Source organism: Pseudaestuariivita rosea (assembly GCF_017592335.1).
Taxonomy (GTDB): domain Bacteria; phylum Pseudomonadota; class Alphaproteobacteria; order Rhodobacterales; family Rhodobacteraceae; genus Parasulfitobacter; species Parasulfitobacter rosea.
In genome coordinates this window covers 1-23,722 of sequence record NZ_JACNMP010000001.1, presented here as the reverse complement: position 1 = coordinate 23,722, position 23,722 = coordinate 1, and the positions used below count along the sequence as shown (strand labels likewise).

The 23,722-nt window shown below is 55.1% G+C and carries 26 protein-coding genes; 9 read left to right on the top strand and 17 right to left on the bottom strand.

Going from position 1 to position 23,722, the window contains the following annotated elements; all coding sequences use genetic code 11:
• Positions 1-39: 39 nt before the first annotated feature.
• The 4 genes from H7848_RS00130 to H7848_RS00115 form a co-directional block, all read right to left on the bottom strand.
• Positions 40-654 carry a ribonuclease D gene (locus tag H7848_RS00130; RefSeq protein WP_208347055.1) on the bottom strand — a complete coding sequence of 205 codons (615 nt, stop codon included), beginning with the start codon at positions 652-654 and terminating at the stop codon, positions 40-42.
• Positions 655-716: 62 nt separating this feature from the next.
• A complete protein-coding gene (gene tspO, locus H7848_RS00125; protein WP_208347054.1) occupies positions 717-1,193 on the bottom strand; it encodes a tryptophan-rich sensory protein TspO in 477 nt (158 codons plus the stop codon).
• A 26-nt stretch (positions 1,194-1,219) separates the two neighbouring features.
• The gene (gene crtB, locus H7848_RS00120; protein WP_208347053.1) at positions 1,220-2,266 is read right to left on the bottom strand and encodes a 15-cis-phytoene synthase; all 1,047 of its coding nucleotides are present in this window, start codon (positions 2,264-2,266) and stop codon (positions 1,220-1,222) included.
• The gene (locus H7848_RS00115; protein WP_208347051.1) at positions 2,263-3,801 is read right to left on the bottom strand and encodes a phytoene desaturase; all 1,539 of its coding nucleotides are present in this window, start codon (positions 3,799-3,801) and stop codon (positions 2,263-2,265) included. Before H7848_RS00115 ends, crtB begins: the two co-directional genes overlap by 4 nt.
• Before the next feature lie 128 nt (positions 3,802-3,929).
• On the opposite strand from H7848_RS00115, the gene crtA reads away from it, so the two are divergent.
• Genes crtA through bchO form a run of 4 tightly spaced genes read left to right on the top strand, consistent with a single transcriptional unit; the run spans position 3,930 to position 8,176 of the window.
• On the top strand, positions 3,930-4,640 hold the full coding sequence (gene crtA, locus H7848_RS00110; protein ID WP_208347049.1) for a spheroidene monooxygenase: 711 nt from the start codon (positions 3,930-3,932) through the stop codon (positions 4,638-4,640).
• Positions 4,637-5,641, top strand: a complete 1,005-nt coding sequence (bchI, locus tag H7848_RS00105; protein ID WP_208347047.1) for a magnesium chelatase ATPase subunit I — start codon at positions 4,637-4,639, stop codon at positions 5,639-5,641. The genes crtA and bchI overlap by 4 nt, the downstream gene beginning before the upstream one ends.
• On the top strand, positions 5,638-7,311 hold the full coding sequence (locus tag H7848_RS00100) for a magnesium chelatase subunit D (protein ID WP_208347045.1): 1,674 nt from the start codon (positions 5,638-5,640) through the stop codon (positions 7,309-7,311). The genes bchI and H7848_RS00100 overlap by 4 nt, the downstream gene beginning before the upstream one ends.
• Positions 7,235-8,176 (top strand): alpha/beta fold hydrolase BchO, encoded by a 942-nt coding sequence (gene bchO, locus H7848_RS00095; RefSeq protein ID WP_336512039.1) that lies wholly within the window; start codon positions 7,235-7,237, stop codon positions 8,174-8,176. The genes H7848_RS00100 and bchO overlap by 77 nt, the downstream gene beginning before the upstream one ends.
• A 54-nt stretch (positions 8,177-8,230) precedes the next feature.
• Here bchO and H7848_RS00090 read toward each other — a convergent pair whose 3' ends face one another.
• The 7 genes from H7848_RS00090 to H7848_RS00060 all read right to left on the bottom strand — a co-directional run bounded on the left by H7848_RS00090 (position 8,231) and on the right by H7848_RS00060 (position 14,194).
• Positions 8,231-9,127 carry a type IV pili methyl-accepting chemotaxis transducer N-terminal domain-containing protein gene (locus H7848_RS00090; RefSeq protein ID WP_208347043.1) on the bottom strand — a complete coding sequence of 299 codons (897 nt, stop codon included), beginning with the start codon at positions 9,125-9,127 and terminating at the stop codon, positions 8,231-8,233.
• Positions 9,128-9,517: 390 nt separating this feature from the next.
• A complete protein-coding gene (locus tag H7848_RS00085) occupies positions 9,518-11,062 on the bottom strand; it encodes a polyamine aminopropyltransferase (protein ID WP_208347042.1) in 1,545 nt (514 codons plus the stop codon).
• The gene (locus H7848_RS00080) at positions 11,059-11,277 is read right to left on the bottom strand and encodes a DUF350 domain-containing protein (RefSeq protein ID WP_208347041.1); all 219 of its coding nucleotides are present in this window, start codon (positions 11,275-11,277) and stop codon (positions 11,059-11,061) included. The genes H7848_RS00085 and H7848_RS00080 overlap by 4 nt, the downstream gene beginning before the upstream one ends.
• A 21-nt stretch (positions 11,278-11,298) precedes the next feature.
• Complete coding sequence (locus tag H7848_RS00075; protein WP_208347040.1) at positions 11,299-11,463, bottom strand: hypothetical protein; 165 nt, start codon at positions 11,461-11,463, stop codon at positions 11,299-11,301.
• Positions 11,464-11,466: 3 nt separating this feature from the next.
• Complete coding sequence (locus tag H7848_RS00070; RefSeq protein WP_208347039.1) at positions 11,467-12,738, bottom strand: DUF4178 domain-containing protein; 1,272 nt, start codon at positions 12,736-12,738, stop codon at positions 11,467-11,469.
• Positions 12,735-13,304 (bottom strand): DUF4178 domain-containing protein, encoded by a 570-nt coding sequence (locus tag H7848_RS00065; protein WP_208347037.1) that lies wholly within the window; start codon positions 13,302-13,304, stop codon positions 12,735-12,737. The genes H7848_RS00070 and H7848_RS00065 overlap by 4 nt, the downstream gene beginning before the upstream one ends.
• Before the next feature lie 86 nt (positions 13,305-13,390).
• The gene (locus tag H7848_RS00060; protein ID WP_208347036.1) at positions 13,391-14,194 is read right to left on the bottom strand and encodes a sulfotransferase family protein; all 804 of its coding nucleotides are present in this window, start codon (positions 14,192-14,194) and stop codon (positions 13,391-13,393) included.
• Between the two features lie 137 nt (positions 14,195-14,331).
• Between H7848_RS00060 and H7848_RS00055 the strand changes: the two genes are divergently transcribed.
• The 4 genes from H7848_RS00055 (at position 14,332) to H7848_RS00040 (ending at position 17,111) form a co-directional block, all read left to right on the top strand.
• Positions 14,332-15,909, top strand: a complete 1,578-nt coding sequence (locus H7848_RS00055; RefSeq protein ID WP_208347035.1) for a DUF5928 domain-containing protein — start codon at positions 14,332-14,334, stop codon at positions 15,907-15,909.
• A gap of 12 nt (positions 15,910-15,921) precedes the next feature.
• A complete protein-coding gene (locus tag H7848_RS00050; protein ID WP_208347034.1) occupies positions 15,922-16,308 on the top strand; it encodes an HIT domain-containing protein in 387 nt (128 codons plus the stop codon).
• Positions 16,309-16,332: 24 nt separating this feature from the next.
• Positions 16,333-16,707, top strand: a complete 375-nt coding sequence (locus tag H7848_RS00045) for a diacylglycerol kinase (protein ID WP_208347033.1) — start codon at positions 16,333-16,335, stop codon at positions 16,705-16,707.
• Positions 16,708-16,835: 128 nt separating this feature from the next.
• The gene (locus H7848_RS00040) at positions 16,836-17,111 is read left to right on the top strand and encodes a TFIIB-type zinc ribbon-containing protein (RefSeq protein ID WP_208347032.1); all 276 of its coding nucleotides are present in this window, start codon (positions 16,836-16,838) and stop codon (positions 17,109-17,111) included.
• Positions 17,112-17,206: 95 nt separating this feature from the next.
• Here the strand turns inward: H7848_RS00040 and H7848_RS00035 are convergent, their stop codons facing one another.
• The 6 genes from H7848_RS00035 to H7848_RS00010 all read right to left on the bottom strand — a co-directional run bounded on the left by H7848_RS00035 (position 17,207) and on the right by H7848_RS00010 (position 21,033).
• The gene (locus H7848_RS00035; RefSeq protein WP_208347031.1) at positions 17,207-17,506 is read right to left on the bottom strand and encodes a DUF883 family protein; all 300 of its coding nucleotides are present in this window, start codon (positions 17,504-17,506) and stop codon (positions 17,207-17,209) included.
• A 65-nt stretch (positions 17,507-17,571) separates the two neighbouring features.
• Positions 17,572-18,582: an AI-2E family transporter gene (locus H7848_RS00030; protein WP_208347030.1), complete on the bottom strand. Its 1,011-nt coding sequence runs from the start codon at positions 18,580-18,582 to the stop codon at positions 17,572-17,574.
• 25 nt (positions 18,583-18,607) lie between these two features.
• On the bottom strand, positions 18,608-19,330 hold the full coding sequence (locus H7848_RS00025; protein ID WP_208347029.1) for a hypothetical protein: 723 nt from the start codon (positions 19,328-19,330) through the stop codon (positions 18,608-18,610).
• Complete coding sequence (locus tag H7848_RS00020; protein WP_208347028.1) at positions 19,320-19,724, bottom strand: phage holin family protein; 405 nt, start codon at positions 19,722-19,724, stop codon at positions 19,320-19,322. The genes H7848_RS00025 and H7848_RS00020 overlap by 11 nt, the downstream gene beginning before the upstream one ends.
• On the bottom strand, positions 19,724-20,206 hold the full coding sequence (locus H7848_RS00015) for a hypothetical protein (protein ID WP_208347026.1): 483 nt from the start codon (positions 20,204-20,206) through the stop codon (positions 19,724-19,726). The genes H7848_RS00020 and H7848_RS00015 overlap by 1 nt, the downstream gene beginning before the upstream one ends.
• 515 nt (positions 20,207-20,721) lie before the next feature.
• Positions 20,722-21,033 (bottom strand): ETC complex I subunit, encoded by a 312-nt coding sequence (locus tag H7848_RS00010; protein WP_208347024.1) that lies wholly within the window; start codon positions 21,031-21,033, stop codon positions 20,722-20,724.
• A 383-nt stretch (positions 21,034-21,416) separates the two neighbouring features.
• Here H7848_RS00010 and uvrB point away from each other — a divergent pair, with 383 nt between their 5' ends.
• Complete coding sequence (gene uvrB, locus H7848_RS00005; RefSeq protein ID WP_208347022.1) at positions 21,417-23,588, top strand: excinuclease ABC subunit UvrB; 2,172 nt, start codon at positions 21,417-21,419, stop codon at positions 23,586-23,588.
• The last annotated feature ends 134 nt before the right edge of the window (positions 23,589-23,722 follow it).

The window sequence follows — 23,722 nt, the reverse complement described above, 5'->3', positions numbered from 1 at the left end:
CATGCTGCCTGTCTTACCAGCAAAGGACTGCCGACGGGCTTAGGAATGTGCAAAAATATCGGTATCCGGCCAACCTGCAAGGTCCAGCTTGGCCCGTGTCGGCAGAAAATCAAAGCACGCCTGCGCAATTTCCATGCGATCTTCCCGGATCAGAAGGTCATCCAGCTTTTCTTTCAGCTGATGCAGGTGCAAAACATCCGACGCGGCATAGGCAATCTGGGCTTCTGTCAGCGTCCTTGCACCCCAGTCACTGGATTGCTGCTGTTTTGAGATATCGACTTCCAGCAACTCCTGCAGCAGATTTTTCAGCCCGTGGCGGTCTGTGTAGGTGCGGATCAGACGTGATGCAATCTTGGTACAATAGACGGGTGCGGTCAGTGCACCAAAGGCGTGATACATCGCGGCGATGTCGAACCGTCCAAAGTGAAACAACTTCAGCACATCGGGATTTTCCAGCATCCGAGTCAGATTGGGCGCCGATGTCTGACCCTTTTGCACCTGAACCAGATGCGCAGATCCATCGCCGCCCGACATCTGCACGACACACAACCTGTCACGATGCGGATTCAGCCCCATGGTTTCGCAGTCGATTGCAACAACCGGACCAAGGTCCAGATCATCCGGCAAATCGCCTTGATATAAGGTGTTTGTCACGCGTTCGGCCCCCGATTTCATCTGACGTGCTGCGTGAACCAAAGTGTTGTCAGGGTCAAGGGTTATGACGCAGGTTGCGCCGCCCCACTGCCGCTGTTCATGCGGATTATCGTAAAATTTAACGCTGCTGCGTAACTGACCCAGATCAGATAGGGTACGACCAGAAGACCTGCGACCATATCAATCTGGATAAAAGTCAGAAGTGTCCCCAGAACCGCGACCCACAGAAACCCGATTACAATCAGGGCTGATTTCATCTTTTGCAGACCGAAAAAGACCGGGCTCCACAATCCGTTCAATGATATCTGAAAGGCCCAGAACGCCATGGCAAGTGCCGCCCCTTCCAGCAAAGACACTCGCATAGCTGCATAGGCGATGATCAGATAAAGTGCGGTCCACGCAATGGGAAAAAGCCAGTTGGGCGGTGTCCAGCTTGGTTTCTGCAGGTCTTCATACCACTTTCCAGGCGGGAAAAGTGCGCCAGTGGCTGCCGCGCCGCCACATGCACCCAGGAATATAAGAAAGACAAGCCAGTCCATAAGAACCCCTATTTATTATTGTTATGTTAACTAGGTTCCATGCTGGAATGTTCCAACCTTTGCGCCCGTTCCCGTGCCTTTAATTCGGCAAAGACACCCAGTAAGGTACCCGCACGCCCATCGCCCCAATTGTTCTGCTGGTTGGGGCGGATCGCGGCCGCATCCACCAAAAAAGCCACTTCATCCAATGGTTTGGCATAAATCACGGCGGATCGTGGCAGCGCGGCACCCAGACCGACCAATCCGGCGGCCTGCGACATCAATGCGGCTTTTTGCAGCTTCGAGGTATGCGCCCGCATCGAGATACTGTCATAGCCATTGCGCCGGACCTGCGTGCCGATGGCGGCATAGATCAAACGCGCGGCCATGATACCAGTGCGCGCTGAAAAAGGTAGGGCGGGAATACCCGATTGGGCACGAATATACAGACGGTCAGCTTCGAGCAGCAACCGTCTGACCATGGCACGTACCGGTTCGGTTGGCAGCGGGTCGCGAAAGAATGTCTCGACCTCAAGCCCTGCGTCCCGCACCCAGTCCAGCGGCAGGTAAATGCGTTTGGCATTGGCATCTTCGCCCACATCCCGCGCGATGTTCGTCAGCTGCATCGCCACACCCAAATCACAGGCACGGGCCAGCGCATTGGGGTCACGAACACCCATCAAGACGCACATCATGGCCCCAACCGATGCCGCCACGCGGGCGGAATAGGAAAACACATCGCTCAGCGTATCGTACCGCCGTTCGCAGGCGTCCCAGGCCAGACCTTCCAGCAAGGCCTCGGGCAACGCGCGGGGCATGTCGAAATCTTCGACCAATGCCGCAAAGGCCCGGTCGGGTGCGGTGTTCATCGGCTGACCGGCATAGGCCAGATCAAGCCGGTCCCGCAACGATAGCACCGCGCTGGCTTTCTGATCATTCAGATCCACGGCATCATCGGCCAGACGGCAAAACGCATAAAGCGCCATCGCCGGGTCGCGCACATTTGCGGGCAATACCTTGGAGGCCGCGTAAAACGACAGTGACCCGGTCTGGATCAATTGGCGGCATTCCTGAAGATCCTGTTGGGCAATCATTCCGCGGCAACCTTCAATGGTTCGGCAAGGGGGATTGCGGGCGCAGGCACCAGTTTCGCCAAAACCTCGGCACTGGAAACGACGCCAGGCAGGCCCGCGCCGGGATGTGTTCCAGCCCCGCATAGGTAAAGGCCCGAGGCTTCCTCACTGACATTATGGGGGCGGAACCAAGCGCTTTGCAGGATGCGTGGTTCGATCGAAAACCCGGCACCAAAGGGGCTTAGATATCGGCTTTTGAATTCCTCGGGCGTAAAGATTTCCGATGCAGACAGGTGATCCCGAAATCCCGGTATCACCTTATCCAACACATCGGCCATCTTATCACGATAGGCATCGCGTTCGGTCGACCAGTCCACCGCGTCGTGCCCCAGATGCGGAACAGGGCTGAGAACATAGAAGGTGTCATCGCCATCGGGCGCGACCGTCGGATCGGTGACGCTGGGCCGATGGATATAAAGGCTCATGTCATCGGCCAGCCGACCTTTCAGGAATATGTCCTGCACCAGCCCTTTGTAACGCGGCCCATTCAGAATGGTGTGGTGTCCCACATCCTGCCATTTGCCACGCGTGCCTTTGGTGCCGAAATACCAGACGAACAGACCCATGGACCACCGCTGCCGGTTTAGCTTGCGATCTGTCCAGCGTCGCTTTGGATGATTGCGCAGCAGCCGGGTATAGGTATGGCCCGCATCTGCGTTGGACACAACGATATCGGCCAGGATGTCTTCGCCACCTTTCAGCCGAACGCCGGTGCATCGATCTGCCTGAATGGAAATCTCATCAACCTCGGTGTTGAAATGAACCCAGCCCCCCTGGCTTTCGATCACGCGGACCATAGCATCGGCAATCGCCTGAACGCCGCCCATTGCGTAATGAACCCCAAACGCCTTTTCCAGATGACTGACCAGAATATACATCGAGGTCACCTTGAACGGATCACCCCCAATGAAAAGCGGATGAAATGACAGCGCCATGCGCAGCCGTTCGTCTTTCACCCGCCTGGCGGCATGGGCATAAACCGATCTGTCGGCGCGTAGGGCGACAAACCTTGGCAAAACCTTGATCAGATCTAACAGCTTGTTCATAGGCCGACGACCCAGGTCCTCGAATCCGAATTGATACCGCTCTTCGCTGTCGCGCAGGAACCGGTCAAAGCCCTTCAGGTCCGTTGGGCTCAGGCGTTCAACCTCGGCCCGGATATCGTAGCTGGCATCGAAATGCGATCCATCGGGCCAACGGATCTGATAAAACGGATCAAGCGCGCGCAGATCGACATCTTTGTGAAAGTCGCGCCCGCATGCGGCCCACAGTTCCTCGAACACCTGCGGAACCGTCACAATCGTCGGGCCCAAGTCAAACCGGTGGCCATTTCTGGTCAGTGATGATCCCCGCCCGCCGGGCTTATCCAACGTGTCAAAAACGCTGACCCGGTATCCAAGTGCGCCAAGTCGCATCGCACTGGCCAGGCCGCCCAGACCTGCGCCGATGACGATGGCGTGCGACGAATCTGAGGGATCAGACAAAGGATGTTCCATAAAGACAGAGTGACACTGTCCACTAAAGTTTACAACAATAGATGTCAAATTGGCGCATATTCACTTATAGAGTTGTAATTCAGGCTAAATATGTAAGGATGAGTTGACAGATCAGGAGCCGAGTCAGAATGGCCCAGACCGCAACGCTAAGCCTTTTTCGCTTTGCTTCACCCATGGCAAAGCTGTGGGCCTTTGCGATGATGGGCGTGGCGCGGTTGGCGATGCGCAACATTCCCGACCTGACATTCTGGAAGCTGTGCGGGTCGGGCACCGGCGAAGGTTTCACGCCGATCCCGAACACAGCCGTTTATGCCATTTTATGCGTCTGGCCCGATCAGCGGACGGCCGAACACCATCTGCGCGATCAACCGATTTTTCAGCGCTACCGCCGCAGGTCGGCGGAAAACTGGACGGTTTTTCTGCAGCCCACATCAGCGCGTGGCGAATGGTCAGGCACAGCGCCTTTTGCGCCCACCGATCAGCCATCCGCCGGACCTTTGGCAGCGCTGACGCGCGCGACCGTGAAACCGAAAGCCCTGCAAGGATTCTGGCAACGGGTCCCCAATATCTCGGACGTGATTGGCAGTGACCCCAATGTTCTGTTCAAAATCGGCATTGGCGAGGTGCCCTGGCTGCATCAGGTCACTTTTTCGATCTGGCCTGACACCGACAGCATGGCCCGCTTTGCCCGCCGCGACGGGCCGCACGCAAGGGCCATACAAGCCGTGCGTGACGGAAACTGGTTCAAGGAAGAACTTTACGCCCGCTTCGCCATCGTTGGCGATCAGGGCACCTGGGGCGGCACAAGCCCCCTGCGACAATCGGAGAAAACACCATGACCCTGGCCTTTCCCTTCTCAGCCATTGTCGGGCAAGAGGAAATGAAACTGGCGCTGATCCTGACGGCGATCGATCCGAAAATCGGCGGCGTTCTGGTGTTTGGCGACCGGGGAACGGGTAAATCAACAGCCGTCAGGGCAGTGGCCGAACTGCTGCCGACGATCAAGGCGGTGCAGGGGTGTCCTGTGAATGCAGCGACGCCCGACGATTGCCCAGACTGGGCGGGGGCCGTAGGCAAAAAGATTGTGGCCCGCCCCACACCCGTCGTGGATTTGCCCCTTGGCGTGACCGAAGACCGCGTCGTCGGCGCACTGGATATCGAAAAGGCGCTGACGGTCGGCGAAAAGGCGTTTCAGCCCGGTCTGCTGGCGCAGGCCAATCGCGGGTATCTGTATATTGATGAGGTCAACCTGCTGGAAGATCACATCGTGGATCTATTGCTTGATGTCGCGCAGTCCGGCGAAAATGTTGTGGAACGCGAAGGTCTTAGCATTCGCCATCCCGCGCGTTTTGTTCTGGTCGGGTCTGGCAACCCCGAGGAAGGCGAACTGCGTCCGCAGCTTCTGGACCGGTTCGGGTTATCCGTCGACGTGACCTCGCCCACCGACATCAATCAACGGATCGAGGTCATCCGCCGCCGCGATGCGTACGAGATGAACCCCGAGAAATTTCTTGAAACATGGCGGGGCGAAGATCTGAAAATTCGCAAGAAAATCGAAAAGGCGCGCAAGGTTATGCCGAACATTGCGACACCCGATGAGGCCCTGCATGATTGTGCCGAACTTTGCATTGCACTTGGGTCCGATGGTCTGCGGGGTGAACTGACGCTTTTGCGGACGGCGCGTGCCCTGGCGGCGTATAAGGGCGCAAAGAAAGTCACACGACAGCATATTCGTCAGATCGCACCGATTGCCTTGCGCCACCGTCTGCGCCGCGACCCGCTGGATGAGGCAGGGTCATCCACTCGTGTCGGGCGCGTCGTAGACAGTGTGTTGGGATGACACCACCCCTTGAAACCTGGCTGCGGGCCAATATGGCGCTGACCTTATTGTGCATTGATCCCGCCGGGCTGGGCGGTATGTGGTTGCGCGCGCGCTGTGGTCCGGCACGTGATTGCCTGACCGCTGGTTTTTCGGCGTTGCCGTTGACCGTGCGTCGGATTCATCCAGCCATCACCGATGATGCGCTGTTCGGTGGCCTCGATCTGACCGCGACTCTGTCGTCGGGACATTTTGTTCGGACGGCAGGCCTGATGCAGCCCAATGCCGCGCTGGTGCTGACGATGGCCGAACGGTGTGATCCGTCACTGGCGGTGAAATTGGCGCGGGGGCTTGATCATGGCACCTGCGGCGGCCTGGTCGCCGTGGACGAAGGCGTCGATTACGACGAACGCGCGCCCGAAACCCTGACGGACCGGCTGGCCTTTCACATTGATCTGGAGAGCGTTTCTGCAACCCTGGCGGAACCGTCGGACCCTGACCCCATGGCAATCGACACCGCGCGCCGACGGTTGGGTGCGGTGAGTTTTGATCCTGTGAATATCTCTGACCTGACGCATCTGGCCGCATCATTCGGCATCGATAGCCCGCGCGCCATTCTGTTCGCCATGAAAGCAGCCCGCGCGCATGCTGCCTTTTTCGGGCGTGAATGTGTTGGGGTCGACGATATCAAAGCGGCGGTCGAACTGGTCTTTGCGGCCCGCGCGGTTGTCTTGCCGCCCCAAGATCACGATGACCCGCCAGACTTACCCGAGGAAGACAAAACGCAGGATATGCCGCAATCACAGGACACCCTTGCGCAGATTCCCCAGGATATGTTGATCGAAACGATCAAAGCAGCGATGCCCGACGGTGTGGTGGACGCATTGTCAAAAAAGAACGCCGCACAGACCGCTGGCCAAAAGGGCCAAGGCGCCGGAACCGAGCGTCGCGGAAATCGACGGGGCCGTCCGTTGCCTGCGCGACAAAGCAAATATGACAGCCGCGCCCGCATCGATCTTCTGGCCACTTTACGCGCGGCGGCGCCCTGGCAAACCATCCGGCGCCTGTCAGCGGATCATCGGATTGAGGTTCGACCCAGTGATCTACGGACAAAGCAGTACAAACAGCATTCCGATCGGTTGATTATCTTTGCCGTCGATGCCTCGGGCTCATCCGCGGTCAGTCGGCTGAACGAGGCCAAGGGCGCCGTTGAGCTTTTGCTGGCCCAATCCTATGCCATGCGCGACCACGTTGGGCTGATCGCGTTTCGCGGGGAACAGGCCGAGGTGTTGTTGCATCCCACACGGTCACTGGTGCAGGCAAAACGGCAATTGGCCGCGCTGCCGGGTGGCGGCGGCACGCCGCTGGCCGCTGGGCTGAAGGCGGCGATGCAGATGTCGGATGAGGCCACGCGCCGCGGTCTGACACCCGCCATCGCCATGTTGACCGACGGTCGCGCCAATATTGCATTGGATGGATCACCCAATCGCAAAGCCGCCGCCGAAGACGCCGAAACGATTGCCAAACGGATATGCGCGACCGGGACCCCATCGGTTGTTATCGATACCGCCAACCGACCGCAACCACCGCTTAAGCATCTGGCGCAAACCATGAATGGCACCTATTTCGCCTTGCCCCGTGCAGATGCGCGGCGACTGTCTGCTGCAATTTCCGGCGCGCTTGACGCGTAACCAGCACATGCAATGGGACAAGCATAAACACGACTGGCCGCATGCCGACCATTCGCATTTTGTCGACAGCCGTCCGCATCGCTGGCATATCCAGCAAATGGGCCAGGGGCCCACTCTGCTGCTGATCCACGGGGCGGGCGGGGCGACCCACAGTTGGCGTGACATGATGCCGATCCTGGCAAAGACCCACCATGTGGTTGCGATTGATCTGCCGGGTCAGGGGTTTTCGCAGCTTGGGACGCGACAAAGATGCAGCCTTACGCCGATGGCGGAAGACATTCAGGCCCTGTGTTCCGATCAGGGCTGGCAGCCAGCTGCGATTATCGGACATTCGGCGGGTGGTGCGATTGCGCTGCAGATGTGCCTTCTTGGGGTGGATGCAAAAGTCATTTGCTTCAATGCGGCCCTTGGCAATTTCAAAGGGCTAGCCGGATTTCTTTTTCCGATGATTGCGAAGATGCTGGCGCTGAACCCTTTTACGGCCAGTATGTTTTCGCTAGGCGCATCGAATGCCTCAAGCGTGAAAAGATTGATCGAAGGCACCGGATCTTACCTGACCGACGAAGGGCTGGGGTATTATCAAAACCTTATCGGCGACCGCGACCATGTCGATGCCACGCTTCTGATGATGGCGCAGTGGTCGTTGGATGGACTGCGGAACCGCTTCGGTGAGATCGACAGCGATGTTCTTCTGATCGCTGCGGACAATGACCGCGCCGTCCCGCCCGAGACATCTGATGATGCGGCCCGTCTGTTGCCAAATGCGAAAGTCACCCGTGTGCCAAATCTGGGTCACCTGGCGCATGAGGAAGACCCCGACGCCATGACGGCCCTGGTCCTGGATCACATTGGTGCACATAAATAAGACCTGCGGACGCCCCCACATCCACAGGTCTTGGTACCGGCGCATCGCCAGCGTTTAGATGTTTTCGTACATTCCCACAGCACGGTTCATGTCGCGCAGCAGGATTTCAGCCTGACGCTCCATCACTGTCAAAGTGCTGGCATCCTGAATTTCGCCCGCAGCAGCTGCGTCGAAATAGGGTTTCAGCTGCACCCATTGACCGCTGACGGTATCCAGCATCGCGGCGATTTCGGACGTCGGGGCCGGGATGATGCCTGCATCGGCGTAACCATTTTTAAGCGCGGTCAGCGACGCGTCGAACAGACGGACGGTTTCGGTCAAAGTTTCGGCAACCGCGGCTGGTGTTTCGCTTAGACCCATCAGGCAGACTTCCTTGACCATTTTTTGTGATAGCATGCGCTGACGACCAGCAATATCAACCGTCAGGGTCAACCCAAGCGAGACGTCTTTGGACTGCCCACCGTATGCCATGGCAGTCTTGTAGACAACTTCGTTGGCATCGCGCAGCACAGTCAGACTTTTGGTCTGTAGATCGGACAGAGTTTTGGGGCCCGCATAGCCGCGACGCACGATTTCATTCACCGGTGCGCGGAAACCGGACCAGGAATTCAGAACTTCGGACTGGGCCAGCAAAACGGACGGACGTATTTCAGGCAGCAGTTTCATTTCCAGGCTGCCATACCGAAGCGCATCCTGGGACTGTTCAAATAGATCACGGGCCTGGATTAGTTGATCCCGGTACACGTTGGGTTCGATCCCGCGTGCTGTGAAACAGGCTGCCTTTGCGATACGTTGTGACAGCATGCGCTGACGGCCGGCAACGTTGACCTTACGCGCAGCTTGCTCCGCCGTGATAAAGGGACCATCGGCCTGTACTGATACTGGAAGTGAGGTCGTAAAGCTGATTGCAACGATCGCAAGAAAGTTGCTCAGTTTGAGTGTAGGTCTCATGAAAGTGTCCTCAGGTTGACTGGTTACGTTTCCCAATTCACGTGTCGGCCCGGGATGAACCGACAATTCAGGGTTGTAGATTCTTGTGTCTTTGTTTCAACAAAAAGATTAACCAAGCGCGTGATTAACGGATTATTTCGGATCGACGGAAGGGCCGAAAAAAAGCGATTTCCGGATATCTTTGCTTTATTCGCCTTAAATAAAAAAGATTTTGAAAGGCCGCGAATTGTTGACCTTAGGTCAATAAATTAAGGCTTAATTAAGACGATGTGTCTTTTGCACAACGTTTGTTTGCAGTCTTTCACGCTGTTTTTCGACCCTGTGGGTTTTGCTAGTGCGTGGTGCCGCAGGGTCAATGATTCTGATAAGATAAATACAACTATAAGTTGATTATCTAAACCAATACCCCCAACCCTCTTCATAATATCCGATCAAAGGATGGCTTTTGATCGTATTCGCTTCGACCTCAGTATAACCGGTGTCAGACCCGAAAATCTGCGCCGCGTACCAGACGTCTGTTGTCATGTAATTCAGTTCTTCGGGGAAGGTCGGCGTGTCGATATCCAGCGGGCGTTGCATAGCCATGACAAAGCCCCACTGCCCAAAGCTGGGCACATAGCTGTGATAGGGAACAGCAATCAGCCCATTGCCCGGCGACACAGGGTTTCTGGCTTGCGCCAGGGTTTCATAGATGGACCAGAACGCCTTGGTTGCGAACAGCGGTGATCCGGCCTGGGTCACCATAATTCCGTTTGCCGATAGGCGTTCGGACAGAATACCGTAGAATTCAACGCTGTACAGTTTGGACAAACCGATTGATTTGGGGTCGGGCAGGTCCAGAATGATCACATCATATTGCTGCTGGTCTGCGATGGCGAACAACCAGGCATCCTGATTGACGATGCGAACCCGGGGATCCCGCAACGCCTGACTGTTCAGACTGGCCAGTTGTTCATTGTCACGAAACAGCTGCGTCACCCTTGGATCAAGATCGACCAGTGTGACGCTTTCAACATCCGGATAGCGCAGCACCTCTCGCACAGCCATGCCATCACCACCGCCCAGCACAAGAACATCCCGATGCCGCGGCACGATGGCCATGGCGGGATGCACAAGGGCTTCGTGATAGCGGTATTCATCCAGGCTGTCGAACTGGATCGAATGGTTCAGAAAAAGCCGGGTGCGATCCTGAAACCGGGTGATCGTGATGGTCTGATACGACGTGCGCTCGGTCAGGATAACATCGTCTTCGAACAGATTTGCATCAACAATCGACACCAGACGTTCGGACAAGACCAGTGCAACCAGGGTCGCTGACAACGCCGTGCCTAGTGTGATCCATAAGGCCGCGCCAAAGCGATCCCGAAACAACCAGATCGAGATCCCCGCGACCAAAAGGTTCAGACAGCCGAACGCCAGACTTGCCGCGATCAGGCTAAGGTGTGGGATGATCAGCAGTGGAAACATCAGCGACGCCGCCAACGCGCCGATGTAATCCGCCGTCAGCACGTTTTCGAAACGGAAATCGACGGCGCCCAGTTCTTTCAGCACGCGGGCGATCAAGGGGATCTCCATGCCCGAAAGAATGCCGATCACGATCAGCGACGTATAAAGCGGTAATCCCACGATGCCATAATAGGCATATGTGAAAAACAAAAGCGGCGCGCAAAAGCCGCCGACAATACCAAGCAACAATTGTGCACGGACGAATCCGCCGATGGCGTCAGACACAAACCGCGACAGCCATGCGCCCAGCCCCATCGATGTCAGAAAGACCCCGATGACAAAGCTGAATTGCTGAATGCTGTCGCCCAACAAGTAGCTGGAAACGGTTGCGGCAATCAGTTCATAGATCAGACCCGCGACGGCGACAAAGAATGTTGCCGTCAGCAGCCAAAGCTCACGCGGCTGAACAGCCGCGGTTTTCTGGGTCATGAAACGATGACGGCCGCGATGATAATTGACATTGCGATAAAGACCGAACTGATCAGGACGGCAAGTGATGTATTGTGATCCTCTTCAATCTCTTTGCGGATCGAAAACGGGCTGATTATATTGATTGCCAGCCAGCACAGGCCCAACAAGCCCAGACCAAGCAGAGTGAAGAAGATCGTGCTGACAACTTCGGTAATTTGGATCGCCTCGAACATGTTTAGTCTCCTTAACCCGGATTATTTGATCCGGCCGCCTGAATTATAACCACCGCCGGGGCTGCCGACGCGTACCGATTGAAAGGTGTCGCGGCTTTCCCGCAAGACACCGTAGTAAGAAAGATAACTGGACCCGCCAACGGCGAATGCGGCCCATGCCAGAATCACGATACGAAAAAGGTTCATGGTCTACTCATCGCTCCAGTCCGAGTTCCGCCAACGCCGGTAATAATGCTTGGCTTTACCGGATGACACAAACAAAGTGCTGATCAACAGCAGTGCTGCCGCAAAAAACGACCATATCGGCGCGGTCGCCCCGGAATAAACGTATAAACTGGTTTGCGGATTGGGCACGCTGCTTTCCAGCAGTTCAAGTTTCACCGTATATTCACCGGCTTGCGCTGGACGAAAACGGATGCTGGTGTTTCTTGACCCTTCGGTCCAGCTTTCGCCGCCGCTAGAGCCTGAATAATAGGAAATCTCACGCGCTGTTTGAAAGACGGATTGCCCGTCAGGTCCCGCGACATCCACCCCATAAACGGCCCAATTGTTGCTAAGCTGCGTGCGCACCTGAACGCGCGTCAATCTGCTTGGATCATCGACCTGAAATCTATATCCCACGTCGGTCGCCCCGGGATCAATCGCGTGTTCGACCACGACGGTCTGTTCGATAAAGAACCACGTTGCAATCCACATCGCCAGCGCCGCCAATCCCGCCCAGAAAAAGACCTTGCGGGCAAAGGCACTGTTGGAATTGCCCTGAAAAGGTTGCAGCGGGTGGACATCCTTGGGATGTCTGTTCGGTTTGGTGCCAAAAGTTGCGCAGGTTTCGTAAAGCGGCAGATAGACCGATCGTTCAATTTCATGTTCGGTTTTGCCATCAACGTATCGCAGCATGGCGTCATCCGACATCAGCGCGACGGCCGTCACCTGATCACCGACTTCGGGCAGCCAGTTGAATTCACCCTCGACAAAGGTCGTCTTTCCCGTCGAGGTTGCATAATAGCTGTAGTTATCGCCTTCGAAAAATGCGCTGGGTCGATAATCGGATCTTTCGACCTTTTGCAGGCTGATCCACGATGGCCGTGGCAGCAACCGCATTTTGCGGGTAAAGATAATATGCCCGTCCTCGACCGTCAGCCAGGCATAACCATGCGTTGGCGAAAACAGCTGGTGATCGGTCCAAAGCCATGTCTGCCCACGATAATCTTCGCGTTTGCCCAAAGTGCCGATGATCGTATATTCAACACCCTGAATTTCGCCTTTCATCCCTATTCGGAACGGGCTTTCGGGGCGCGGCATATCGCTGAACTGTTTCAGCACCTTATAATCATGCTGCGCATCCAGAACCGATCCGCAATACCCGCAAACATGGGTGATCACGCGCCCGCCACCCAGTACATCCAGGCCCGCACCGCAGTTGGTGCAATTAATGGCGGTCAATTCAGCGGCGCGCGTCATTGGATATTCTCGTTTCTGACCTCAAACGGGTCAATCCAGCCGCCCAGAAACCAAAGACTGCTGCCGTCGCCATATTCCCCACTTAGAAGCTCACCGGTCGAGCTGCTGCAATTGACGAACTTATAGGTTTCGCCAACCCGCAACGCTTCCGGGAATTCGCCGCGAAACGCCATGCATTCGGCGCGGCTGGCCTCGGTGACAAGAAAATCTTGATTAACGGCCTTGATCGTCTGACCCACGACAAAGGGGGGACGGGCCATCTGAATATCGGAATTCGATATCTGCTTTTGCAGAACGACATCACCTTCGTCGACACTGATCCACACGCCGTTTCCGTTACCTTCGATCGCCCAGAATTCATCCCACCACCCGCGGCCATAGCTATAACGCACATGGCCCGAAATCAGATAGCTGCGATCACGGATACGAATGCGGTCATGCAGTTTGAACAGCATCTTGGTGTCATGCATTTCGCCACGCTGACCGGCGGCCTCAAACACACCGTCTTGCAGATAAACCGTGCTGCCACAGGCGTCGCAATCGGTCATCCGGGTCAGCGATAGCATTGGACCCAGATCGTTTCCGCAATTCGGACAGTTATTCGGCTTGGACCCAACTGGCATCAAAAGAACTTCGTCATTAGCAATTTATATCAATCACCAAGCTTAGCGTGGATTTCATCAAGATCAATCTCGGACACCGGCATCTTGTTCGATGGATCGAGAAAGTCGTATTTAAACAACTCAAAATCACGCTTGTAGATTTCATAGACCAGATGCATCGACAGATCGTCGAAGTAGTCTTCGACCGGATGCTGCCGCTTGGGCCCATGCCCTTCGCTTTCGTTAAATCGCGGAATGCCGGCCAGATCGATACTGTGGGGTGTTTCAATCGCGTTCAGGACGCCTTGCATCCCGTCGTTGAACTGTTCGGTCCAGAAAATACTGTCATACTGACCACCGTTGACGATAAATGTCGAAACATGACCCGACATGGACGACCAGTGAATATCCGGGTCCATCGGTTTGCGCCACCGGATTGTGTCGCGGGCGAACAGCAAAAACCGGCGGAACGACTTGATCTGATCAAAATCGCCCTCAACCTCGATCCCGTATTTCTGAATGATTTCAGGGATCAGGTTGCCGCGATACCGGCTGCCGTTCCGCTGAATGCCGCAGATCTTGTCGAAAAACGAACTCAGGATACGGGTATAGGGATTGCGAACACAGGTAAAAGCATAGCTTTTGTGACGACGCACATTTTCGGCGATAAGGGGCTTGCTGTGTTCATGCGCCCACTTGTGCAGCCCGTTTTGCGCATCATGGATATCGCCATCAAAAAATTCGCCATGATCGGAATAATAAAGGATCTGACCGATGGTCGAACACGCACATTTGGGCACCACTCGATAAACGGTGCTTTCGCTTTCGGTCATCCATGTACCAGGAAAATTCATACTCTCAACGCCTCCGATACCTTTGTTTTGCGCACAAAGGTTAATGGCCCATAAAAAACCAGAGCCTGACTGTTTATTCAATCTCTTATGGTGTTTATTGGGTCAAGCAACATCGACGAAAGGCTAAGTGTTCGTTTATGGCCAAGATCGCCTACATTATCCTGTGTCACAAGGACCCCGATGCGATCATCGCCCAGGCCAAGCGTCTGACGGCCGTGGGCGATTACGTTGCCATCCATTTCGATGCCCGCACGCCCAAGCCAGCCTATCAGAAACTTCGATCAGAGTTGGCCGATAACAACAACGTCGTTTTCGCGACCAAACGGGTGAAATGCGGATGGGGTGAGTGGTCACTGGTGCAGGCCACGATCAACGCGCTTCAGGTTGCGGCCCAATCCTTTCCCCGCGCCACGCATTTTTACATGATTTCGGGCGATTGCATGCCCATAAAATCCGCCGAATACATCCGGACTTTCCTGGATCAGCGCGATGTTGATTATGTCGAAAGTTTTGATTTCTTTGAATCTGACTGGATCAAGACCGGCATCAGGGAAGAGCGTCTGACGTACCGCCATTTCTTCAATGAACGCAATCGGAAGTGGCTGTTTTATAAATCCTTTGAATTGCAGAAACGCTTTGGTCTGAAACGCGATATTCCCAAAGACCTTCAGGTCATGATCGGCAGCCAATGGTGGTGTTTGCGCAGGTCGACCATCGAGCAGATCCTGACATTCATCCGAAAACGCCCCGATATAATTCGCTTTTTCAAAACGACCTGGATACCTGATGAAACCTTTTTCCAGACGCTGGTACGCCATCTGGTATCGCGTGACGAAATTGACTGTCGCACGCCGACGTTTCTGATGTTTTCCGATTACGGCATGCCCATCACCTTTTATAATGACCACTACACGCTTTTGTTGGGGCAGGATTGCCTGTTTGCCCGCAAGATCAGCCCCGAGGCGACCGAGCTGAAAGATAAACTGGGTCAGCTTTACGCGGCCCAAGGGGTCAATTTCGATATCTCGGACGAGGGGCGCAAGCTGCACGCCTTTCTAACCGGTCGCGGGCGGATCGGGCGGCGCTTTGCCCCGCGGTTTTGGGAAAACGAAAGCACGCTGGGCCGGGATCGTGAACTGATGATTGTGGCGTGCAAGAAGTGGCACGTGGCCAAACGGCTGGTCGAACAGATTGGCACGCGCACCAATCTGCCGACCATTGCCTATCTGTTCAACGAACAGTCCACACCCCTGCCGGATCTGGGCGGCATACAGAAAACCATCGAAAAACGCACCCGCCACAATCGGGCGCTGTTGCGGATGCTGTTTGACTATTACGACACCAACCGTCTGGTGATCTGCATTGATCCGGCCAATATCGAACTGGTGCAGGATTTCTATTCGGACCGATCCAAAACCAGATTGCTTGAGGTCGAATGTAACTTCAGCGAAGGTTATCTTGTCGGCCATGCCCATCGGATCGGTCTGGCCGGGGAACGTACAACCAATGCCACCATCCAGCAGCTTTTGCCGACCATAAGGAACGACATCCATTTCGAAAGCGACCGTCTGCGGGATGAAGCCTTTGAAAACCATTTTCTGTTTTCCGAGTTTGCCACGGTCGAAGAAAACACCAACCAGCTTGCGCAGTTTCTTGTGATATCCGAAAGTGCCGCACAACAGATCGCACAGACCGATTATCTATTCGTGGATTAACAGGGGACAGCAATGGCATACAGCTACGATGATCAGAATATCTTTGCCAAAATTCTGCGGGACGAAATACCCAATGACACGGTGTATGAAACGGATCATTCATTGGCGTTCAAAGACATAACACCCCAGGCGCCGCACCATGTTCTGGTCATCCCCAAAGGCAAATACGTCTGCTTTGATCACTTCGCAAACACTGCGTCTGATGCCGAGATCGTCGACTACATCCGCGCCATCGGCGAGGTTTGCAAGATGCTTGGCATTCCGCCCGGTGATGGTGGCAATGGCTACCGGCTTTTGTCGAATGCGGGTCAGGACGGCGTGCAAGAGGTCCCGCATCTGCACGTTCACATCGTTGCGGGCCGTGGACTGGGCCGTATGCTGAACCCGGCCGCGTCTTAGGGCCATCTGGCAGGAGTTCGCGCTTTGGCAAATCAGTCGCTGAAAGGTGCCGCCCGTGTAAGTGCCGCGTTCCGCAACTCAATGGCGGGGTTTCGGGACATCTGGCGTAACGAAGAGGCGTTTCGCATTGAATGTCTTATCTTTCTGGCCGGTATTCCGCTGGCGTTCTGGCTGGGGTCCGATCTGTTCATGACAGCGCTTCTGATCGCGTCCGTCCTGCTGGTTTTGATCGTCGAGGTCCTAAACAGCGCCATCGAAGCCGCCATCGACCGCATCGGACTGGAACGCCACGAACTGTCCCGCATCGCCAAAGACCTTGGGTCGCTTGCCGTTCTGATGTCGGCCTTTATCCCCGTTCTGCTGTGGCTGTCGGCGCTTTATCAGAAGCTAATGGGCTAGTCAGCGTATGACAGGTTGTTTTAGAATATGCTTATTTAAGCAAAGCTTTTCCATCGACGCTTGCCGCAGCATTGCAACGCCGGATTTCAGCACCATATCTTTTTGAACAGCTTGAAAGGAGCAGCCGAATGCAATGTCCGATTGATGGAACCCAGCTTGTGATGGCCGACCGCAACGGGGTCGAAATTGACTATTGTCCCCAATGTCGCGGGGTTTGGCTGGATCGGGGTGAGTTGGATAAGATCATCGAACGGTCTGTACCTGCGGCCGCTCCGCCACCACCGCCTCAGTCCGGGCGTGGATATGATGATGATTATTACGATGACGACGATGATTACGGCCGCAAGTCGCGCAAAAAGAAACGTCGTGGCGGTGGTTTTCTGGAAGATCTATTCGATTTCTAGGCAAATCCAATACTGATCTTACGACATATCGTGACACATCGAAATATCGCACAGTAAGCCCTCGCGACTTAAACATCGCAAGGGCTTGTTCTAATTCAGTATCTGTTGCGGATCATCAACCCGATGATAACGCCTACACCAACGGCGCCAGCAATGGCCAGACCGGGATTTTCCTTCACAAATCTTGAACCTTCGCGTGATACTTTTTCAACGGCATCAGAGGTGCTTTTCAGGTTTGCATTAGCAATATCCTTGGCCGCACCTGCATGACTGCTGGCGGTTTCGCGCAGTTGATCGCCTACCTCAGACAATCGCTTTTTGACCTTATCCGACATGTTATCATCGTCAGATATGGCTTCTGAAGTGACGATATGCTCGGGTGCTGTGTTTGACATGGATAGTCTCCTTTCAAAAACTCAACGGTTGGGTCGGTGAATGGTTCCTGCGGTGCATGGCATTCTTATGCGACCAATACTTTGGCCTGTGATTTCTGATGCTCGCGTGGGTTCAGGATGACACCGGCCCACAGCAACAAGGGCAGCGCGACGATTGCCCCGACTGGCCCCCAGATCCAAAGCCCGAACACGATGGCCATAAAGACAATCAAAGGGTTCAAATTAAGCCTGTGGCCGACGAAGGCCGGTGTCACAAATTGTGCTTCGATGATGTTAAGTACCAAAAATGACAAGGGCGGCAGTAACGCCATCGCGCCCCCAAATTGCGTCAGCCCCGTAATCAACAAGCCTACGATGACAATCAGCGGTCCAAGATACAGGACGAAATTCAGCAGTCCCGCAGCGATACCCCAAAGCACGGCACCGTTCACACCTAGGACAGACAGCACAATCGCGGTTACAATACCCAGGCCCGTGTTCACGATCGCCACCGCACCGAAGTATTTGGCAACAGCCTTTTCCGCTTTGAAAAACGTCATACTGAAACGACCGGCATATTCATAAAGATCGTTTCGTGTGAGCGTGAAGAAAAACAGTGTCCCGGCAAAGATAAATATCTGCGCACCAAAGTTGGGCGCCAGCCAGACAGCGTCCATGACTGTCGGAATACCACTGCCCAGTTCTGCCTCTTGATCGCCGACGGTTTGTTCGATTTCGGCACTGATGGATTGCACCCCTTGCAGAATGCCGGACACAACATCGACCCAGCCTTCTATTTCCCGTTTGATGTTCGGCAGCTCTTGCACGATGCCTGTGATCAACGGCTCAAGCGCCAGAAAAAATCCAACAATGATGCTGGACACAACACCAAGCAGCAAAGCAGATATGACGACCCGCGGAGTGCCGAACTTGTTGACGTGATCGGCAAGTGGAGAGATGACCATGCCCAGAACAACCGCAAAAAGGATCGGGGCAAGAATTGGTTTTGCCAAATAAAGCCCCGCTGGCAAGGCCAGCAGGGTCAGTATCAAAAGCATCACGCGGGTTGCGTTTTCTGTCAGCAAAGTTTTCAGCATGATGCCATGACCGCCTGTTTTTGGATTAACGCGTGGTGGGTTGAAGCGGCGTATCGGACTGTTCGCGGCGCATTGCAGCGTCGGCCTCGGCCATCAGGGCATCGCGCTTTTCACCAAGCAGCCTGTCTTCCTGTTCGGTGCGCGGCAGCAAAGAGGCAATCAGCGCACCAACGCCCAAAGCGACCCCACCTATGGCCAAGGGATTGTCGTAAAACGCTGTCCGGGACGCGCGCGCAGCTTGTCGGGTCTTCCGTTCGACCGCTTCCTGCGCTTTGATTGCGCATTGTCGGGCCTTGATAACCTGCTGTTTCGCGGCGGGTGGCAACTGATCCAGACCGCGGTCGATGGCCGCACGCATTCTGCTTGATTTCATAGAATTTGACATTTGACCATTCATCCTTTGCTTGATTTTTCGATCTGCCGCTTCGACACGGTCATCAAAACCAACCATCGCGTCTTCGGGCATCGTGACGGGCTTCTGCGCAGGCGCTGTTTTATGTGTGCGGGTCTGACCCACAAACAGCAGCGCCAACCCTGTCCCGACCAACGCAAATGCGGCGGGGTTCTGTTTGGCGGCATTCATGGTTTGGCGTCCAAGTTCGCCACCGTAACCTTCCAGCGTGCCTGATAAATGGGACACCAGATTTTCAGGCTCAAGCGCGCTTGAAAGTTGATCCAACGATGTTGCCAGGGCATCGCGGTCCCGCTCGACCTTTTTTTCCAGGTGATCGATCGACTTATCCGACATGGGCAGCCTCTTTAATCGCATCAGCATCGCGCTTGATGTTTTCAGCAGCCCGTGTCGGGGCCAAAGCATCAGCCGATAATCGTGATTTCCCGACAAGTACGAAGGCGGCCGCAATTATAATCAGACCACCGCCAACGATAAGCGCAGCCGTACCCGCACCAAGACCAAGTGATGCGATAAAGGTGACCAGCGCAGCTGCCAGCGTGTTGAATGCCACCAACGCAAGAATTGCACCAATGCCAATCATTGCCAGTCCGACCCCGGCACGGCTGACATTTTGACTGATTTCAGCTTTGGCCAATGCGACTTCATCTTGCATCAGCTTCGAAAACTGCTTCAGGGCGCTGACGAACAGTGACGGTATCGCCTTGGGATCTGTGTTTTCGGTCTGCATCAGTGCGACGCCCTGCTGCTGTAATAGTTATCATCGTCGAAGTGATCCGAGGATGGTCTGTGATCATGTGACGTTATCCACGGATCGTCGGATTGGTCATAATCAGGCTCGGGCGCGCGCGCTTTCAAGAAACGGGTCGCTGCAAAACCCAACAACGCGGCACCGCCCAGAAACACCAATGGATTGCGGCGGGCAAAGTCACTGACATTGTCGACAATATCATTCAAATCGGCAGATCGGATTTGTGATGCGGCCTGTTCCAGACCATTGGCAACTTGCTCAGCGGCTTTGGCCTGAAGTGAATTGTGATCAAATTCCGCAGCGGCTGCCGCAGCAGCGTCGGAAAAGCTTTCAACTTCTTCAGCTGCGGCGGATTGTGCTTGCTGGGCGTGGTGTTCGGCCTCATCTCGGATCGCTTCCGTGGCTTCTTTGCTTAGATCAGCGACGCGCTGTTTTGCTTCCTCGGCGGCAGAGGTTTTCATCTCAGATCTCCAATAATGGTTGTCTGGGTCAGAACGCCGCAGGTGTGCGATTGTTCCCGATAAAGTTGATCAGCCATCCAAAAAACAAGGGGCTATGCATTGGGCTCCGCCCGTTCGGGCCTGACACGCCCCACCGAAGCGTTTCCAGGACAGCCCTTACCCTTCTTCTTGGCAAAAATACTCAAATCCGACCGTGCGCAGCTGCAACCGGACGTTAGCATCTCTCGCCTACAACCCCATCCCACGACGTCGGAATAGAAATGGTTTTCCAGAACTTGCCCTTTGGATTAAAGCCCCAAAGGATAAGCCGCCTGAAAGATCATGCATGAGACAAAAGGTGGGGGGCTTGCGACCCCTTTCTGGCTAAACCAACCCTCAAGACGGTGGCGCCACCTTTCTTATCAGATCAGACCTCAGACCCTGCCACCCAAAGGTGATGCGGGGCAAAGGGCGTTATCACTATTTTTGGAAACTGCGCCGTCCCGGACCTGATCCGGGACCTCTCTGACCTGACCTTAATGCGTCCAGACCCCGCGACGGTCGGTTGCAAAGTTTTCACCATACCCGCGCTGGCGAATGTTTGGCTTGCGCTTTTTGGGGTCCTGAACAACGGCATCGATCCCGTTGTCCTGCGCATAGGCAACGGCGGTCTCTTTGGTATCAAAAGTCAGGCGCACCTGGCTTTGCATATCGTCCGATGACGTCCATCCCATCAGTGGATCAACCTCGCGCGCGGATGCCGGTGTAAACTCCAAAACCCAGTGTTTGGTTTTGGCGGTTCCAGATGACATTGCCGTTCTGGCGGGTTGGTAAATACGTGCGCGCACTTAGCGGTCCTCCGATCACACGGATGTATATTTATAAAATGGGGATGTTTTGCAAGACTTAAAGAGATTGCCGGCCAGACCACGCGGGAGCGAGGGATTGGGGTGGAACATGACCCAGCCGGCAATCATCTTGCTGCTTGCATTAGAATCGTACGACGCACACGCTATGCGAGCAATAATTTTATTACGCGACGTCATTAAAATTTTTGACTAAATTACCACATTATAAGTTAACCATTTGAAAAATAGTTTAAATCCTGGCAATCCTCTTAAGTGCGACAAATCATCATTCGACTAAAGTTTTACGATTGATCTACGATTGATCCCCCCTTGAATAAGAACAAAAACAGATCAAATCTAGGCATAGCAAAGGAATCGCCGCTATGACTGCCTCACTCGTTCAGATGCCTGCCGCCAAAAAACTTGATAAACTGGAAGGCGGTATCGCCTTTCGGATGAATACGGAATTCGAACCAGCAGGCGATCAGCCAACAGCCATTGCCGAACTTAGCGCAGGTATCAAAAGCGGTGACAGGGATCAGGTGCTTTTGGGTGCAACAGGCACCGGCAAGACCTTTACGATGGCCAAGATCATCGAAGAAACCCAACGCCCCGCCATCATTTTGGCCCCCAACAAAACACTCGCCGCGCAACTTTATGGCGAATTTAAGGGTTTCTTCCCCGATAATGCTGTCGAATATTTTGTCAGCTACTATGACTATTATCAGCCCGAGGCCTATGTGGCCCGCAGCGACACCTACATCGAAAAAGAAAGCCAGATTAACGAACAGATCGACCGCATGCGCCACTCGGCCACGCGGGCGCTGTTGGAACGGGACGACGTGATTATCGTCGCCTCGGTGTCCTGCATCTATGGTATCGGGTCGGTTGAGACCTATTCGGCGATGACCCAGGATCTGGTGACCGGCAAGGAATACGATCAGCGTCAGGTGATGGCCGATCTGGTGGCCCAGCAATACCGCCGCAACGATCAGGCGTTTCAACGCGGCAGTTTCCGCGTGCGCGGCGACAGTCTGGAAATCTGGCCCGCCCACTTGGAAGATCGCGCCTGGAAACTGTCGTTCTTTGGCGAGGATCTGGAAAGCATCACCGAATTCGATCCTCTGACCGGGCAGAAAACCGACAGTTTCGAAAAGATCCGGGTCTACGCGAATTCGCACTACGTCACGCCGCGCCCAACGATGAACCAGGCCATCATCGGCATCAAGAAAGAGCTGCGGATCAGGCTGGATCAACTGGTGGCCGAGGGCAAATTGCTGGAAGCGCAGCGTCTGGAACAGCGGACTAATTTCGACCTGGAAATGCTGGAAGCCACCGGCGTCTGCAACGGCATCGAAAACTATTCCCGCTATCTGACGGGGCGCGCACCGGGCGAACCGCCCCCCACTCTGTTCGAATTCATCCCCGACCATGCCATTGTTTTTGCCGATGAAAGTCACGTCAGCGTACCCCAGATCGGCGGTATGTACCGGGGCGACTATCGCCGCAAGTTCACGCTGGCCGAACACGGCTTCCGCCTGCCGTCGTGCATGGACAACCGCCCCCTGAAGTTTGAAGAATGGGACGCCATGCGCCCCCAATCCGTGTTTGTCAGCGCCACGCCCTCAGCTTGGGAATTGGAACAGGCCGGTGGCGTCTTTACCGAACAGGTCATCCGCCCCACTGGCCTGCTGGACCCCGAGGTTGAAATCAGACCGGTCGAGATGCAGGTCGACGATCTGCTGGATGAGGTTCGCAAAGTCGCGAACGACGGCATGCGCACCCTTGTCACCACCCTGACCAAACGGATGGCCGAAGATCTGACCGAATACATGCACGAACAGGGCATCAAGGTGCGCTATATGCACAGTGATATCGATACAATCGAACGCATCGAAATTCTGCGCGACCTGCGCTTGGGGGCCTTTGACGTGCTGGTGGGGATCAACCTGTTGCGCGAAGGCCTGGATATTCCCGAATGCGGTCTGGTGGCCATTCTGGACGCGGATAAAGAGGGCTTCCTGCGGTCTGAAACATCGCTGGTTCAGACCATCGGCCGCGCCGCCCGCAACGTTGACGGCCGCGTGATCATGTACGCCGACCGCGTCACCGGCAGTATGGAGCGCGCGCTGAAGGAAACCAACCGCCGCCGCGCCAAACAGATCGCCTATAACCAAGAACACGGGATCACGCCCGAAACCGTGAAGAAAAATGTCGATGACATTCTGGCGGGTCTTTACAAAGGCGACGTGGACATGAACCGCGTGACGGCCCAGATCGACAAACCCATGCACGGCGCCAACCTTGAGGCGCACCTGGACGGCCTGCGCGACCAGATGCGCAAAGCCGCCGAAAACCTTGAATTCGAAGAAGCCGCCCGCCTGCGCGACGAAGTCAAACGGCTGGAAACCGTCGACCTGGTCGTCAGCGACGACCCCCTCGCCCGCCAAAGTGCGGTTGATGCAGCCGTCGAGGGCGCCCAAAAAGCCGCCGGTCGCAGTACGGCTGGAAAACCGGGGCAGAGGGGTGGTGTGAAGAGGAGGAAGCGGCGGTAAAAAGATCTAGAGCGTGATGAAATCGACCTGAATCAAGGGGGATTCACATAGGCTTATTTTGCTGATTCACTGTCGCCGACCACAAGATGGAGGGCGAGCAGTGGGTAAGGCACTTTCGATGGACCTTCGGGAGA

What these genes read in the sequence shown, in the direction of transcription:
- tspO (WP_208347054.1), bottom strand. Translation starts at nt 1,193, where the DNA reads ATGGACTGGCTTGTCTTTCTTATATTCCTGGGTGCATGTGGCGGCGCG.
- crtB (WP_208347053.1), bottom strand. Translation starts at nt 2,266, where the DNA reads ATGATTGCCCAACAGGATCTTCAGGAATGCCGCCAATTGATCCAGACC.
- H7848_RS00115 (WP_208347051.1), bottom strand. Translation starts at nt 3,801, where the DNA reads ATGGAACATCCTTTGTCTGATCCCTCAGATTCGTCGCACGCCATCGTC.
- crtA (WP_208347049.1), top strand. Translation starts at nt 3,930, where the DNA reads ATGGCCCAGACCGCAACGCTAAGCCTTTTTCGCTTTGCTTCACCCATG.
- bchI (WP_208347047.1), top strand. Translation starts at nt 4,637, where the DNA reads ATGACCCTGGCCTTTCCCTTCTCAGCCATTGTCGGGCAAGAGGAAATG.
- H7848_RS00100 (WP_208347045.1), top strand. Translation starts at nt 5,638, where the DNA reads ATGACACCACCCCTTGAAACCTGGCTGCGGGCCAATATGGCGCTGACC.
- bchO (WP_336512039.1), top strand. Translation starts at nt 7,235, where the DNA reads ATGGCACCTATTTCGCCTTGCCCCGTGCAGATGCGCGGCGACTGTCTG.
- H7848_RS00090 (WP_208347043.1), bottom strand. Translation starts at nt 9,127, where the DNA reads ATGAGACCTACACTCAAACTGAGCAACTTTCTTGCGATCGTTGCAATC.
- H7848_RS00085 (WP_208347042.1), bottom strand. Translation starts at nt 11,062, where the DNA reads ATGACCCAGAAAACCGCGGCTGTTCAGCCGCGTGAGCTTTGGCTGCTG.
- H7848_RS00080 (WP_208347041.1), bottom strand. Translation starts at nt 11,277, where the DNA reads ATGTTCGAGGCGATCCAAATTACCGAAGTTGTCAGCACGATCTTCTTC.
- H7848_RS00075 (WP_208347040.1), bottom strand. Translation starts at nt 11,463, where the DNA reads ATGAACCTTTTTCGTATCGTGATTCTGGCATGGGCCGCATTCGCCGTT.
- H7848_RS00070 (WP_208347039.1), bottom strand. Translation starts at nt 12,738, where the DNA reads ATGACGCGCGCCGCTGAATTGACCGCCATTAATTGCACCAACTGCGGT.
- H7848_RS00065 (WP_208347037.1), bottom strand. Translation starts at nt 13,304, where the DNA reads ATGCTATCGCTGACCCGGATGACCGATTGCGACGCCTGTGGCAGCACG.
- H7848_RS00060 (WP_208347036.1), bottom strand. Translation starts at nt 14,194, where the DNA reads ATGAATTTTCCTGGTACATGGATGACCGAAAGCGAAAGCACCGTTTAT.
- H7848_RS00055 (WP_208347035.1), top strand. Translation starts at nt 14,332, where the DNA reads ATGGCCAAGATCGCCTACATTATCCTGTGTCACAAGGACCCCGATGCG.
- H7848_RS00050 (WP_208347034.1), top strand. Translation starts at nt 15,922, where the DNA reads ATGGCATACAGCTACGATGATCAGAATATCTTTGCCAAAATTCTGCGG.
- H7848_RS00040 (WP_208347032.1), top strand. Translation starts at nt 16,836, where the DNA reads ATGCAATGTCCGATTGATGGAACCCAGCTTGTGATGGCCGACCGCAAC.
- H7848_RS00035 (WP_208347031.1), bottom strand. Translation starts at nt 17,506, where the DNA reads ATGTCAAACACAGCACCCGAGCATATCGTCACTTCAGAAGCCATATCT.
- H7848_RS00030 (WP_208347030.1), bottom strand. Translation starts at nt 18,582, where the DNA reads ATGCTGAAAACTTTGCTGACAGAAAACGCAACCCGCGTGATGCTTTTG.
- H7848_RS00025 (WP_208347029.1), bottom strand. Translation starts at nt 19,330, where the DNA reads ATGTCGGATAAGTCGATCGATCACCTGGAAAAAAAGGTCGAGCGGGAC.
- H7848_RS00020 (WP_208347028.1), bottom strand. Translation starts at nt 19,724, where the DNA reads ATGCAGACCGAAAACACAGATCCCAAGGCGATACCGTCACTGTTCGTC.
- H7848_RS00015 (WP_208347026.1), bottom strand. Translation starts at nt 20,206, where the DNA reads ATGAAAACCTCTGCCGCCGAGGAAGCAAAACAGCGCGTCGCTGATCTA.
- uvrB (WP_208347022.1), top strand. Translation starts at nt 21,417, where the DNA reads ATGACTGCCTCACTCGTTCAGATGCCTGCCGCCAAAAAACTTGATAAA.